The sequence below is a fragment of the Acidisoma cellulosilyticum genome (assembly GCF_020621385.1).
GTDB classification, from domain to species: Bacteria; Pseudomonadota; Alphaproteobacteria; order Acetobacterales; family Acetobacteraceae; genus Acidisoma; species Acidisoma cellulosilyticum.
In genome coordinates this window covers 213,377-227,167 of the sequence record NZ_JAESVA010000005.1, presented here as the reverse complement: position 1 = coordinate 227,167, position 13,791 = coordinate 213,377, and the positions used below count along the sequence as shown (strand labels likewise).

The 13,791-nt window shown below is 59.0% G+C and carries 9 protein-coding genes; 5 read left to right on the top strand and 4 right to left on the bottom strand.

Features of this window, described 5'->3' with window-relative positions; all coding sequences use genetic code 11:
* Nucleotides 1-58: 58 nt before the first annotated feature.
* Nucleotides 59-1,405: an outer membrane beta-barrel protein gene (locus tag ACELLULO517_RS15990; protein ID WP_227308410.1), complete on the bottom strand. Its 1,347-nt coding sequence runs from the start codon at nt 1,403-1,405 to the stop codon at nt 59-61.
* A gap of 617 nt (nt 1,406-2,022) precedes the next feature.
* On the opposite strand from ACELLULO517_RS15990, the gene ACELLULO517_RS15985 reads away from it, so the two are divergent.
* Together ACELLULO517_RS15985 and ACELLULO517_RS15980 are read left to right on the top strand one after the other, a co-directional pair.
* Nucleotides 2,023-3,480 (top strand): exopolysaccharide biosynthesis polyprenyl glycosylphosphotransferase, encoded by a 1,458-nt coding sequence (locus tag ACELLULO517_RS15985; RefSeq protein WP_227308409.1) that lies wholly within the window; start codon nt 2,023-2,025, stop codon nt 3,478-3,480.
* Nucleotides 3,481-3,614: 134 nt separating this feature from the next.
* Nucleotides 3,615-4,979, top strand: a complete 1,365-nt coding sequence (locus ACELLULO517_RS15980; protein ID WP_227308408.1) for a hypothetical protein — start codon at nt 3,615-3,617, stop codon at nt 4,977-4,979.
* A gap of 73 nt (nt 4,980-5,052) precedes the next feature.
* Here ACELLULO517_RS15980 and glf read toward each other — a convergent pair whose 3' ends face one another.
* Entirely contained in the window at nt 5,053-6,252 is a 1,200-nt protein-coding gene (gene glf / locus ACELLULO517_RS15975; protein WP_227308407.1) for a UDP-galactopyranose mutase, read from the bottom strand.
* A gap of 351 nt (nt 6,253-6,603) precedes the next feature.
* Here glf and ACELLULO517_RS15970 point away from each other — a divergent pair, with 351 nt between their 5' ends.
* Nucleotides 6,604-7,953 carry an oligosaccharide flippase family protein gene (locus tag ACELLULO517_RS15970; protein WP_227308406.1) on the top strand — a complete coding sequence of 450 codons (1,350 nt, stop codon included), beginning with the start codon at nt 6,604-6,606 and terminating at the stop codon, nt 7,951-7,953.
* 71 nt (nt 7,954-8,024) lie between these two features.
* On the opposite strand, the gene ACELLULO517_RS15965 is transcribed toward ACELLULO517_RS15970, so the two are convergent.
* Entirely contained in the window at nt 8,025-9,269 is a 1,245-nt protein-coding gene (locus ACELLULO517_RS15965) for a glycosyltransferase (RefSeq protein WP_227308405.1), read from the bottom strand.
* Between the two features lie 321 nt (nt 9,270-9,590).
* On the opposite strand from ACELLULO517_RS15965, the gene ACELLULO517_RS15960 reads away from it, so the two are divergent.
* Complete coding sequence (locus ACELLULO517_RS15960) at nt 9,591-10,625, top strand: hypothetical protein (RefSeq protein ID WP_227308404.1); 1,035 nt, start codon at nt 9,591-9,593, stop codon at nt 10,623-10,625.
* Between the two features lie 94 nt (nt 10,626-10,719).
* Here the strand turns inward: ACELLULO517_RS15960 and ACELLULO517_RS15955 are convergent, their stop codons facing one another.
* Complete coding sequence (locus ACELLULO517_RS15955) at nt 10,720-11,358, bottom strand: RRP8 family class I SAM-dependent methyltransferase (protein WP_227308403.1); 639 nt, start codon at nt 11,356-11,358, stop codon at nt 10,720-10,722.
* A 382-nt stretch (nt 11,359-11,740) separates the two neighbouring features.
* Here ACELLULO517_RS15955 and ACELLULO517_RS15950 point away from each other — a divergent pair, with 382 nt between their 5' ends.
* Nucleotides 11,741-13,201: a tetratricopeptide repeat protein gene (locus ACELLULO517_RS15950; RefSeq protein WP_227308402.1), complete on the top strand. Its 1,461-nt coding sequence runs from the start codon at nt 11,741-11,743 to the stop codon at nt 13,199-13,201.
* Nucleotides 13,202-13,791 lie beyond the last annotated feature (590 nt).

Sequence of the window (13,791 nt, the reverse complement as noted above, 5' to 3'; positions counted from 1 at the left end):
CCCAAAAAAAGCCCGCGCGTTTACCAACGCGCGGGCTTTTTTGCGGAATGCTGACGCTTCAGAAGGCGAATTGCAGCGTCAGCATCAGGATATTCTGCGTATAGGCACCGCTGAGCTGACCTGTGCTGACGACCGTGCCGCTGCTGGGCGCGTTCTGATTGGTAAAGTCGTCATTCAGCGATAGCTGCATCTTGCGGTTGAGAAGCCAGGTCACGCCGCCGCCCACCGTTTCGCTCATCTGCGTACCACCCTGCAGATAGGAGACATGCTGCAGGCTGACCCGCCCTTCCAGCAGCACATTGCGCATCAACTCATAATCGCCGACGAGCTTGCCCTGGGTCTGGACATAGCCGGCATTGCCGGTGACATCCGTATCCTCGACCGAACGCGAGAGATTGCCGATCAAGGTCAGTACCGGGGTCGGTGTCCAGACAAGCTGGCCGGACAGAACCGGCACGGTATAGGTGCCATATTGCGACGCCGCGAAGGAGGTGGTTTCGACGCCGACCAGAAAGGAATAACGCCAGACATTTTCGGATTGATAGTCCAGCCCGGCCAGCACCATGCCGCTGGTCGAGTCATTATTCACCTGCCCGTCCGTCTGGTCGATGTAGTTCGAACCGCTGCCTCTCGCGACCAGAAGCAAGCCGGTGCCGCCCGTCAGCTCGTAACGCGTGACCAAGCCGCCAGCCACCACATCCCGGTTGAGATAGGTCTGGCTCGATCTTTGACCATTCGTGGTGATGTCGCCGAAGCGATAGGCGCTGAAATCGATCGAGGGCGTGATGGTGACGCGACCGAGATTGAAATCGTAGGAAATCTCGCCCGTATCGGTGACGTTCAAGGACGGCTGGTCCGAGCTGGCCATGCCGATCTGCGTGCCAAGCTGATTATAGGTGGAATGGGAATAGCTTGCCTTCAGCTGGCCGCCGGCGATGGTATAGCCGCCGCCGATGCCGATATTCCAGTTGGTGTAATCGTCATTCGGAAGCTGAAAATAGCTGAGATGGTCGAAGCCCATTGTCGCCTGCAGGCTGTTGCGGCTCCAATCCGACTGGCCTGTGACGCTGCCCGACGTCTCCGAACCCCAGCTTCCCGAGCCGCCGCCGGCCGTGCCGTTGACATTCGTATTGTCGAACAGGGACTGATCAAGCTGGGGACGAACGGTAAACCCACCGAAACGGATGCCCTGCTCGTCGTATTCCGGCCTCGCGCGGGTCAGAACGGTGACGCCCAGGTCCTGGTCATAGCCGTAGGTGCCGGTCGGAAAATAGGCATCCGCGGTGGTCTGCGCCTGGGCAGGCATTGCCCAGGCGACCAAGCCTGTGCCCAGCAAGGGCAGCATCCAGGCGCGCGGCGCGGTGAAAAAGCCGCGAGAGGAACTGGGCGAGAGGAACTCTATCAAGGAATGATCCGTCAGAAGGGCGGCGTTGCGAGAATAGTCGGCCAGTGTCAGCGATAATCAAGTGTCAGCGATACTCAAGTGTCAGCGATACTCAAGTGTCGGCGATACTATCAGATCGGGATGCTTTGAGCAGGCGAGAAAAGCATCGAGGTTAAGCGCCGCAAGTCCCTAACATAACGCGGATTAAGAACAAATTTGCACGCCCCCTTGACCGCAAACAAGCTTAGCCGGGCCAGGACCCGGGCCAGCGGCCGGATCCTGCCCCACCCAACAGGAAGGTGATAAGAACCGCTTGATCAGTCCCCCCTCGCCTTTAGGGAATAGGCGGATGAAGCGATAATCCACTAAAAGGCGTATTAGCCCCTTGTGTTGCAACGCAGCATAATCCTATTCGGCGATAAATCTGAAAAATTCCCAAGCCATCCGGACCGTTAACCCTACCTCGCTGGGTAGAGTTAGGCGGCGACCTCATTCCTGTGGATAGCCGCCCTGCCAAAACTAAGGTTTGGACCCTAACCCTCTCGACCCAGCGCTCGGCCAAACTGGCAGCCTCTCAACTTTGTCGCTGGGCTCTAAATCTAGGCGCATTCGGAAACACGTTTGTGCAGGGGGATTGCTTGACGACTTTGAAGGGTCATCCGATTTCTCCGGGCATGGCAGAAAATCACATCGATTTCCTGTCGCGTGCTCAACCAAAATTTTCACCCGCCATCTGCGCGATGGCTTTTCTGGCAGCCGATATCGTCTCGGCCATGCTGGCACAGGGTCTGGTCGGTGGCACAGCCTTGCTCTCCGCCGTCGATCATCACGCAACCCTACAGTCTGTCGCGCCGAACTTGCTTGACGTGACGGTCATCCTGGGCGTTGTCGTTCTCTATCTCGCCATACGTGGCCGCTACACGACACGCACGCCGTTCTGGACGGAGGCGAGCCAGATATTCAGCATCGGCGGCTGGGCGGTGGGCGCCTATATTTTGGCGAGCTTGCTGAACAATAGGATCGACAGCCACCTTTCCGGCTTGGCGACGCTGGTCCTATTCCCCTTTATCGCAACCTTCGCGAATGCACTGACGAAGTCCATGCTGACGCAGGTCGGCCTCTGGCGCCTTCCCATCGTCGTGATCGGAACCGGAGAGGCCGCTATCGCCGTCGAAGCCGCCATCGCGTCGGACCCCGGCCTTGGCTATGCCATTGTTAGCCGCATCGACCCCAGGCGGATCGTATTGCAATCCAACAGCTCCTTTCTCTGGAGCATTCTGGAACGTCACCAGGCCGGCAAAATCCTCTTCGCGCTTGACGATGACAGCGCGCTGCAACGCCAGCTGATCGACCAGGCGCTGCGCGATAAGGTCCCCTTCGGTGTTGTCCCGGGCCCGCAGGCCATGCCCGCGCTCGGCTGGCGGACGACACGCTTCTTCAGCCAGGATGTGGTGATGCTGAGCTTTCAGCATGGATCGCACCGCAGTCTGGCGCAGAGCGTGAAAAGCGGCATCGACGTCCTGGCCGCGATCCTGCTCCTCATTCTGTCGAGCCCGATCTTTCTCGTCGCCGCCATCTTCAACCTTTTCTCCAATGGGCCGCTGTTTTTTGCCCATCAGCGCCTGGGCATCGGCGGCAAGATGTTTCCTTGCCTGAAATTCCGTACCATGGTCGTCGATGGTGATCGCGTGCTGCAGGAGGCCCTGGCGCGTGATCCGGAGCTGAAGGCCGAGTGGGATCTGACGCAGAAGCTGCGTCATGACCCTCGTGTCACGCCCTTTGGACGCTTTCTGCGCAAAACGAGCCTGGATGAGCTGCCGCAGCTGGTCAACGTCATCCGCCGGCAGATGAGCCTGGTCGGGCCGCGCCCGATCGTGCAAAGCGAAGTGCGCTTCTACGGTGACGACATCGCCCATTATTTCAATACCCGCCCTGGCGTGACCGGCTTGTGGCAGGTGAGTGGCCGCAGCAATACGACCTATGCGCGGCGTGTTCAGCTTGATGTATGGTATGTCAACAACTGGAGCGTCTGGCTGGATATCACGGTGTTGTTGAAGACCCTGCCCGCAGTCCTGGCACGCACGGGCGCGCATTGACGCAAAATGCCATCAGGTGACATCACCTGATGGACGGTTTTGTGCTATCTATCAAAAGGCTGGCGCGGGATGATTTCGGCCAGCCGAATTCGCCCAGTCGAAGTGGTTTTCCCCTCATCGAAAGACGAGACTGATTGCCCCGTGTGACGCATAATACCAGCGCCCTGCCCCGTATCTCCCTCATCTGCGTTCTGGCTTTGCCGATGTCAGCCCTGGCCGGCGTGCAGGGCGACACTAGCGGCTTGGACAATGGACCGGTGAAGCCCATCCGCGCGCAAAGCGCAGATCGCTTTCTCTCCTCCCTTGGCGTCAATACCCATGTCGACCAGGGCTATGACCCGAAAACCTATATCGAGCCTCTGCGCTATCTGGGCGTCCGTGCGGTGCGGGATGGCATTCGCCATATCGACAGCGACGTGATGATTGCCAAGGCGACCGGCCTGCGCTTCGATATCACCGGCTATGGCGATCTGGACGGTGAGCTGGACGCAGGCCGGACGCTGGCCAAGGCCGGTGCCCTTCTGGCCCTGGAAGGCCCGAACGAGCCCAATAATTTCCCGATCCATTTCCACGGCGAACAAGGCGGCGGCCAAGGCCATAGCTGGAAGGCGGTGGCCGCCTTCCAATCCGCGCTTTATCAGGCCGTGCAGACGGACCCGCTGCTCAAAACCCATCCTGTCTTCGGTCCGTCGGAGACCGGCGCCGAGACCGACAATGTCGGCCTGCAATTCCGCACCACGCCGAAGGATTTCGCCGGCGCCGCGCCGCCCGATACCCGCTATTCGGACGATCTGAACGTCCATAACTATGTCAGCGGAACGCAGGGTGGCTATAGCAACAACCAGGCCTGGTCTGCCGCCGATCCGGTGCTGAACGGGCGCTGGGACGGGCTATACGGCAATTCCGGCAGGACCTGGCTCCGCCAATATCAGGGCTATAGCAATGCGGCGCTTCTGCTGCAGCCCAGGGTGACGACTGAGACCGGTTGGGACAGCATCTCCGATCCCGGCGGCGAAGCCGCCCAGGCGGCTGTCCTGAGCAATACCTACCTTGCCCAGTTCAAGCGCGGCTGGCGCTTTACCTTCATCTATGAGCTGAAGGATGAGGAAGGCGGCACGGGTCATCAAGGGCTTTTCGCCGGCGATCGTGCGAAGCCCGCCGCCGTCTATATCCACAATCTGACGACAATCCTGGCTGACCGCCATCCGCTGCCGCAACCCGGCGAACTTGCCTTCTCAATCAAGACCGGCGCGACTACCGTCCATGATCTGCTGCTGCAGAAAAGCAGCGGCGAATTCGATCTGGTGATCTGGGATGAGCGGAAGACCGGCCAGGACAGCATCTCCGTCACCTTCGGCAAGCCGCAAGCCCTGATGGAGGTTTTCGACATCGCCAAGGGCGTGGCACCGCAGCAAAGCCTGCACAATGTCAGCCTGGCAAACCTCACGCTCAGCGATCACGCGGTCATCATCCGCATTCCGCCGCCGGCACGCCAGTAACTGCGCCAAAGTCTGTCAGGTTTTATTAGATAATTGGTCATCCGCGCGAGCATGGCGCGGATGACCTGTCCTATCAGTCGGAATAAGCCGCAACCTTGCGGCCAGATACCTGCTCCGGCTGCGTGAGACGCGGCTTGATCGTGCGATCAAAAATCGAGAGCGCGGCGCCGATCGCCTGATGCATGTCGAGATAGCGGTAAGTGCCCAGACGCCCACCGAAGACCACATTCTCCTCAGCCGCAGCAAGCGCACGATATTGATCGTAGCGGTCCTTATCGACGCTGCGACCGATCGGATAGTACGGTTCGTCCTTGCTCTCCGCCGCCCGCGAATACTCGCGGAAGATGACGGTCTTTTCGGTCTGATAATTCCGCTCGGGATGCATGTGCCGGAACTCAAGGATCCGCGTATAGGGAATATCCTCGTCCGCGTAATTGATCACCGGCGCGCCCTGAAAATCCTTGGTGCCGATGACGTCACGCTCGAAATCCACCGTGCGCCAGCCCAGCGCGCCGAAGCGGTAATCGTAGAAGCGGTCCAAGGGGCCGGTATAGAAGACCAGCTTGCCCATGGCTTCGATCTGGCTGCGCAGGTCAAAGAAATCCGTGTCGAGCACGACTTCGATCTTGTCGCTGGCCAGCATGCGCTCGAAGATCGCGGCATAGCCATTGACCGGCAGGCCTTCGAAGCGATCCTCGAAATAGCGCGTGTTGAAATCGGTCCGCACCGGCAGCCGCGTGATGATGTTTTCCGGCAAATCGCGTGGGTCAGTCTGCCATTGCTTCATGGTATAGCCACGGATGAAGGCTTCATACAGCGGCCGCCCGATCAGCGAAATCGCCTTCTCTTCCAGATTGCGCGGCGTCTTGCCTGCCATCTCGCCGCGCTGCTCGGCGATCAGCGCCATGGCGGATTCCGGCGTCATGAACTTGCCGAAAAACTGCGAGATGGTCAGCAGATTGATCGGCATCGCATAGATTTTATCTTGATAGGCGGAGAGAACGCGATGCTTGTAGTCGGTGAATTCCGTGAACCGATTGATATAGCTCCATACCTCGGAATTGGATGTATGGAAGAGATGCGCGCCATATTTATGCACCTCGATACCGGTATCGGGGTCGATTTCCGAATAGGAATTGCCGCCGGCATGGGCGCGGCGGTCCAGGATCACGCTCTTCAAGCCAAGCTCGGTGCTGCATCTTTCCGCAATCACAGCACCGGAAAATCCGGACCCGATGATGACGATATCGGCGTCACGAATGAGATCGAGCATGGCAGAAGGCCTCGGATAATGACAATGCCGCTGCTAAACGCTCCCTCCTTGCGCCGCCATCTGTCTGATGGGATGAAAGATCCCTCGAACGAGGTAGCTTTGCGGGTTCCTTAGCGCGATCCCGACGCGAAACTGCGTTGCTCTCTAAACTAGTGAGAGCGATACCATCAAAAGGCGTATTTTCCTCGACCGGGAAAGGGCAATACTTTTAAACGTGGGATAGCGCTTGAGATTGGACAAAAGACCGGTTCTCAACCTCGCGAATAGTTCAGCCAGACTAGCAAGACAGCAAGGACAGTATGACGATCGGTTTTGCTCCGCTCCCTATCGCTGCCGAGACGGAGAACTCCCTTGGCTGATACGGCCATGCTCAAGCGCCTCGGGCGCAATCTGGTGTCTACGACCGTCTTTCAAGCAAGCGGCTATCTGCTGGCCGCGATCAACGTACCGTATTTGACCCGCACCCTGGGTGTCGCGGATTACGGTGTCCTCGCCTTCGTCATCAGCATCAACGCCTATCTTTATATCATCATCGACTGGGGCTTTTCGCTCGGATCCACGCGCGACGTGGCCCAGGCCAGCGGGGATGAGGATAAGCTGCGTGACATCTTCTGGCGGACCATGACCGCCAAGATGCTGCTCTCCCTGCTCTCCACGGCCGTCCTATTCGCTCTGCTGCCGTTGAATCGCGTGCCCGCACCGATCTATCTGCTGCTGCCGGGCTTGCTGAACATCTTCGGTGCCGTCGTCACCGTCGACTGGTTCGTGCAGGGTCTGGAACGCATGGGCATGTTCACCATCTATTCCATAGCCGGCCGCAGCCTGGTGGTTCTATTGACCTTCATCATGGTGCATGGCCCCAAGGATACCTGGATCGCCTGCGCGCTTCAGGGTGTCGGATCAATCGCCAGCGGCCTTGCCGGCTTCTACATCGCCTGTCGCTATCTCAAGATGGGCCGGCCGAGGTTTCCGCTGCGCTCGGCCGTGCGGCAGATCTGGCAATATCGCCATTACTTCCTGTCTCAGAGCAGCTGGATCGCCTATTCGACCGCCGCACCGCTCGTGCTCGCGCTCGTCGCCGGCTCCGCGCAGGTCGGGCTTTTCGCCGGTGCCGATCGTATGACCCGTATTGCTATGGCGCTGACCGTGCCTGCCAGCATGGTCATGTATCCGCGCGTTAACGCGCTTCTGGCCCAGTCACGCCTGGCCGCGGCCAAGGTCGCCGGCCCTTTCCTGGGCTTTCAGCTTCTGGTGGCCGTCGCCCTCGGCGCGGTCTTCTTCCTCGGCGCCGATCCCATTGCGACCATCGTCCTGGGGCCGCAATTCCACAAATCAGCCGATGTGCTCCGCTGGCTCTCAGCCTTGCCCTTGCTGACAGGCATTGCCGGCACGCTGGCTCGGCAGTTCCTGATCCCGCTGGGTTGGAGCCGCGACGTCTCCCGCATAACCATCGTCTTCACGCTGCTTTATCTTGTGCTGCTGGTCGGCGGTTGCTTCGCCTGGGGGGCGACCGGAGCTGCGATCGCGCTGATCACGAGCGAGCTGCTGCTCAGCGCGGCCTTCACTCTGCATCTTTTGAAGCATGAGCGGGAGTTTACCTTGGCCTCTCTGGCCGCTTTGTCGGATACGCCGCGTCATGTGACGGATGTCGCCCGGATCCTCCGCGACAGGGTCCGCCCCCGCCGCGCCGCCGATACCTGAAGGCAAGAGAGCAAGCGGCGGCCCGCGATCAAGCCTGACGCGCTAGCCGCTGTGAGCTAGCGCTTTCGCCGTCAGACTTCGGCACCCGCCATGTCCTGCACGAAGGACCGCATGCGGTCGCGGAATCGCTCCTCAGAAAAGCGCAAGGCATTGGCGCGGCAGGTTTCAGGCGCGATATCTGCCGCCATAGCGTCGAACCTTGCCAAGGCATCCTTGATGCTTTCGACGGATTGATCATCGAAAAGGATGCCAGTGGGGCAAGCCTCTTCGGCGGTCTCGATGATATCCAGCGCGCCGCCCTTGCCAAAGGCAATCACCGGCGTGCCGCAAGCCTGGACCTCGACCATGGCGATGCCGAAGTCTTCCTCGGCCGCGAAGATCGCGGCGCGCGCGCCTTGCATCAGATCGATGAGCTCGCTTTTAGGAACGGAGCCGCGGAACTCGATATTGGACGCGCCCTTAGCTGCGGCGCGAACCTTGGCTGCCTCCGGCCCGTCACCGACCACCACCAGCTTGCGACCGGGGTCGGCCTGGAAGGCACTCACCACCAGATCCGCGCGCTTATAGGGCACGAAGCGGCCGGCCAGCAGGTAGAAGTCACCCTTCTGCCGGCCGATGGTGAAGTCCGTCACATCAACGGGCGGGTGAATGACGCTCGCGTCACGCGCATAGGCCTTTTTCACACGCCGGGCGATATAGCGGGAATTCGCGATGAAATGATCCACATGCTGCGCACTCGCGAAGTCCCACAACCGCATCTTGTTAAAGAGCCAGCGCACATAAATCGCCTTGAGGCTCCAACCGAGACCGGCCTGCCGCAAATATTGATGCTGCAAATCCCAGATATAGCGCATGGGTGAATGGACATAGCTGACATGGACCTGATCGGGACCGGTCAAAACGCCTTTCGCGACGGCATGATTACTTGAAATCACAATATCATAGGCGCTGACGTCAAGCTGCTCGATCGCCATCGGCATCAGGCCCAGATAGTGCCGAAACAGGCGCTTTGCGCCGGGCAGTTTTTGAATGAAGGTCGTCGTCACCTTACGGCCTTTTAGAAAGGCGCGTTCCTTGGGCGACATGAAATCGACCGTCGCAAACAGATCGGCATCCGGGAAGCAGAGCAGAAGCTGTTCCAGCACGCGTTCGGAACCGGCATTGACCTGAAGCCATTCATGGACGATCGCGATACGCGGGGCGCGCAGCTTACGCCGCGACAAGTCCAGGCCGTCACGCTCGCTCTCATCCAAGTCCGGCATTGCAAGTCTTGCCTTGATAAGGCTGTCAGGCGCTGACATCACCGTATGGCTCATCGCCTCAATCTCCAATTGGCGAGAATCCAATCCCGTAAAACCTTGCTCGCCCGCTTTATCCGTTGAAGATCGCTGTTCTTCTGGAAAGGCCAGGGCGCGTTGCGCAACTTGGGTAGGGGAGGATTGATCAGCCATATGCACGTCCTCGGGATGGAGAAAGTCTGGCTAGATGTCTGATCTATTGCCTGAGTCTCAAGAGGGGAAAACTAGCGATGCACCCTAGCCGAATGGGTAGTGCCCTACCCCTTAGAGCGAGCTTGAGAGCTTTGGCTTAAAGCTTGATGTGATGGCTGCCCTTATTCTTGTCTGAAGGAGAGGCCTGTGGCGCAAGCCAATATCTCGACCGGGACTAAGCTGTTGCCATCGGCGCGGACAGCGGTGATGAGCGATAAGCCGAGGCTGTCGCTGCGCAGCGCGATCAGCTCTCAAGCCTATGGTGCGGTGAAACGCGCGGCCCAGGTCGCCGACGCCTATTCGAAATTCCATGACCGCGTGACCTTCGACGACCGCCGCGTCAATGCGAATGTTCTTGTCACCATTCTTGCCGGATATAAGCAGGATCTTTGGCCGCTTGTGATGCCGCGGTTGAAGGCGGCGATCAGGGCCATGAACGGCGCTGACATCTGCTTTGTCTCGCCGGGCAAAAGGGACCAAGCCCTTGCCGATCTCTGCAAGGCCGAGAATTGGAGCTATCTGGCGACATCCACCAATGATGTCTCGCTCGCACAAAACATCTGCTTCAAGCAGTTCGATCAAGCCCAATGGATCGTGAAGCTTGACGAGGATATGTTCCTGCTGCCTGACACGATTGTGAACCTTGTCCGCGAATACAAGCGTATCAAGGACAGTGGCAAGGTGGACCCCGGTTTCGTCGCGCCGATGATCCCGCTGAATGGTTTCTGCTACCGTCCTTTGTTGAGCAGGCTTGGCTTGCTCGCCGAATTCGAGGCCCGTTTCGGCAAGGCCCGCCTCGCGACCTCCGGCCTGCCCATTCATACCGATCCCATTGTCGCGCGCTGGATCTGGGAAAAGACTTCGCCCTTGGACGAGCTGGCGCAGCAATTGGGCCAGGCGGAGTCCGACGATCTGTTGAGCCCTATCCAGTTCAGCATTGGCATCATCGTTTTCGAGCGCAGCTTCTGGGAGACGTTCGGCTATTTCACGGTCCATCGTCGCAAGCTGCTGGCCGGGATGAATACGCTGGGCGGCGATGAAGCGCATATTTGTGCTGCGGCCATGCTTCATTCCAGGCCCATCGTTGTCACCACCCATGCGGTCGCCGGTCACTTCTCCTTCGGTGGACAATATGCCGGCATGATCGATCTGATGCGGAGCAAGCCCGATCTGTTTGCTTGATCAATATCGCCGATGATGCCGGTCTCGCGTGACCCTGAGGGTCGGGGATGAGATCGCGCGGCGTTCCAAGACCGCCGATAAGCGTTGGCGTCTTCTAAAGTTCCGACTGTACGAGGGGGTTTTGCAGGCGCCATATTTTTTGCAACCCATCGACCATTCTTCCCTCGTCCGGCAGCCAGCCGGCCGAGTGAAAAAGTGCGATCACCTCGGCTTCACAAAAATCATTGACCCAGGCGTGCTCGCGCCGATTCTCCAGCGGATCGGGCGCATCCGTGATGCAATAGCTGACCACCATTGTCCCGTACTGATGACCCGCGTTTCGGAGAACCGCCTGCGGATCGTAAAGATACTCAAGAACGCCTAAGAATGCCGCGGCGGTGGCCTCGGTTTCCGGAAGCATTTGTCTGTTCAAATCGCAGAGGATGGTTCTATCGTCACGGGCAATGACATCTATCGGGATATAGCGCTGGTTGGGCCTTAGATACGCCGCCAAGGTCATAGTCCCGCAGCCAAAATCCGCGACCGAAGGCTGATCTTCCAGCAAGCCGGCCGCGAGGGCCGCGCGCGCGTTCCAATGCGACGATTCTGCATTGTCCAAAGCCACCCAACGCGCGATGAGGGTGCTTTTGCCGCGCATCGCGGCCTCCGTCAGCGCCAAACGTTCATCCCGGCTGCGCGCGTAGAATGGGATGTTGCCCTCCCCGCCCATGATGCTGGGTTCTGACCTCTTCACGGGATTTTATCCTCTCTCGCTATTGGCTTGGCCGTCGCAGGAAACGCCTTCGGGATTCAGCCTCGACACATAACACGACCAACAGGCAAATCAATTCATAACGTTTTAGCAAGAAATTTTCACTAATTTTTAGCGAAACACCGAACCACCAACGCGACGATCGACCGCCACCGCCCAGGCGCAGGATGCTGAGGCTGCAATGGCGTCCTTTCCACAGGACAAAGCGCCGGCGATTGACTGCCGACACCCCAAACCGCAGGATGCGGCGCGGAAACCGTCCAGGCGGCTAAAAGCCTAGCAGATTGAAGATTTTATGAACCGAAAGCAGCGCAGGGCCGAGTCTCACCGAGACGGCGACCAGCCGAGGGACCAGCCTGCGGCCTTGGCGCGCTCACAGCTGATGGCCGTCATTCAACAGCATCAGAGGGGCGATCTCCAAAAGGCTATCGTCGGATACCGCGCCTATCTGCGCCAAACCCCCCATGATCCGATCGCCTATAATAATCTTGGCATGGCGTTGAGCGGGCAAGGGAAGATCGAAGATGCCGTCGCTGCCTATAGGCAGGCGATCCATCTTCAGAAGGATTTCGCCGGAGCCTATTTCAATCTCGCGAATGCCTATTCTCTGCAGGCCCGATTGCCCGAAGCGATCGCCATGTACGAGCAGGCGATTGCCCTCAGCCCCGGCAATGCCGATATTATATTGAACCTGGGCAATGCGCTGCGCGATCACAACAGGCTGGATGAAGCGATTACCTGTTACCGGAAGGCGATCGACGTCAGGCCGGCGGATAACCGCATTCGCAACAATCTCGGTAATGCGCTGCGCGACCAAGGCGCAATCGATGAGGCCATTCGCTGCTACCGCAGATGCATCACGCTCGATCCGCAGGATGCAGCGGCCCATCACAATCTGGGCAATGCATTGCTGCTGAAGGGCGACATGCTGCAAGGCTGGGTGGAGCATGAGTGGCGCTGGCAAATGCCGCTGATGCGATCCGCCCAACAGCAATTCCTGCAACCGCAGTGGAAGGGTGAGTCCGCGGAAGGGCAGACCATCCTCCTTCACGCGGAACAAGGTCTTGGCGATACGATCCAGTTCTGCCGCTATGCCACCCTTGCCGCATCGCGCGGCTTGACTGTGATTATGGAAGTGCAGGCGCCATTGCTGCGCCTGCTGCAAACACTGCCGGGCGTCGCCAAGGTTATCGCTTACGGGGACAAGCGTCCGAGCTTTGATTTGCATTGTCCCCTGCTGAGCCTGCCGCTGGCTTTTCGAACGACGATCGATACCGTTCCGCAGTTTCCAGCCTATCTGCAGGCCGATGCGTCGCTGGTCGATCATTGGCGGAATCACTTGCCTGCGCTACCAGATCGCCCGCTGCGCGTCGGCCTGGTTTGGGCGGGCAATGCCTATAAGGACATCCCAGCCAGAGCGGCGGTGGATCGGCGGCGATCCCTGTCACCTCACCTGCTCGCGCCCTTGCTGCAAATGCCGGGCATAGAATTCTTCAGTCTGCAGAAAGCCGGACCGGCCGCACCGGCCGATTTCCCGCTGATCGACGTCATGGATCAAATGACCGATTTCGCCGATACGGCTGCGCTGATCAGCCAGATGGATCTCGTTATTTCGGTCGATACCGCGACGGCACATCTGGCAGGGGCCCTGGGCAAACCGATCTGGTTGCTCAATAGATTCGACTCGTGCTGGCGCTGGCTTTTGGGACGTGAAGACAGCCCCTGGTATCCGAGTTTGCGTGTGTACCAGCAGGACCAGCCTGGCGATTGGGAGTCTGTCATCGATCGCGTGACAGCGGATCTGCGGAAAACCACCAGGCCTTAATCGGCGCCGCCCGGTTCTGGCCAACGGCGCCAACGCCGGTACGCAGGATCCGGCGCAATTTATTGTTGGAATTGCAGGAGAGAATTGGCGGAGGGGATGAGATTCGAACTCACGGTACAGGTTGACCCTGTACAACGGTTTAGCAATTCGTTTCTGGCGCCCACCGAAACCCAGGCCCTACCTAGGTTTCAATGTATTTCAATGATTTATATACCGAACAAACCGCACTGAAAGCGCATGCCGCATAAGGGGTGTAGCAAAGGGTGTAGCAGGAGTTTGCTCGGACGCCCTCACTTTGAAGGCCCGCTCCGACCCAGGGCGGCAGCCCTGTGGGTGGCAATATCTCGCCTAGAACGCTCTCTAGCGAGGAGCTCATATACGTCCGCCACTGCCATGCCGAGGCGTGCGGCGGCCTGCTTAATTGGTAACCCATCCTCATGGATTAGCCGCCAAGCCTCTGGTCCGGTTGCTAGTTCGGTTGTCGTGCTCATGCCTAGTAAATAGGCAAAGGATATCGTCGGAGAAAGCCTTCCCGCGGGTGACTGCTCTGCGCGACTAGACACCCCCTCAGAGACGAATGGCGCCATGCC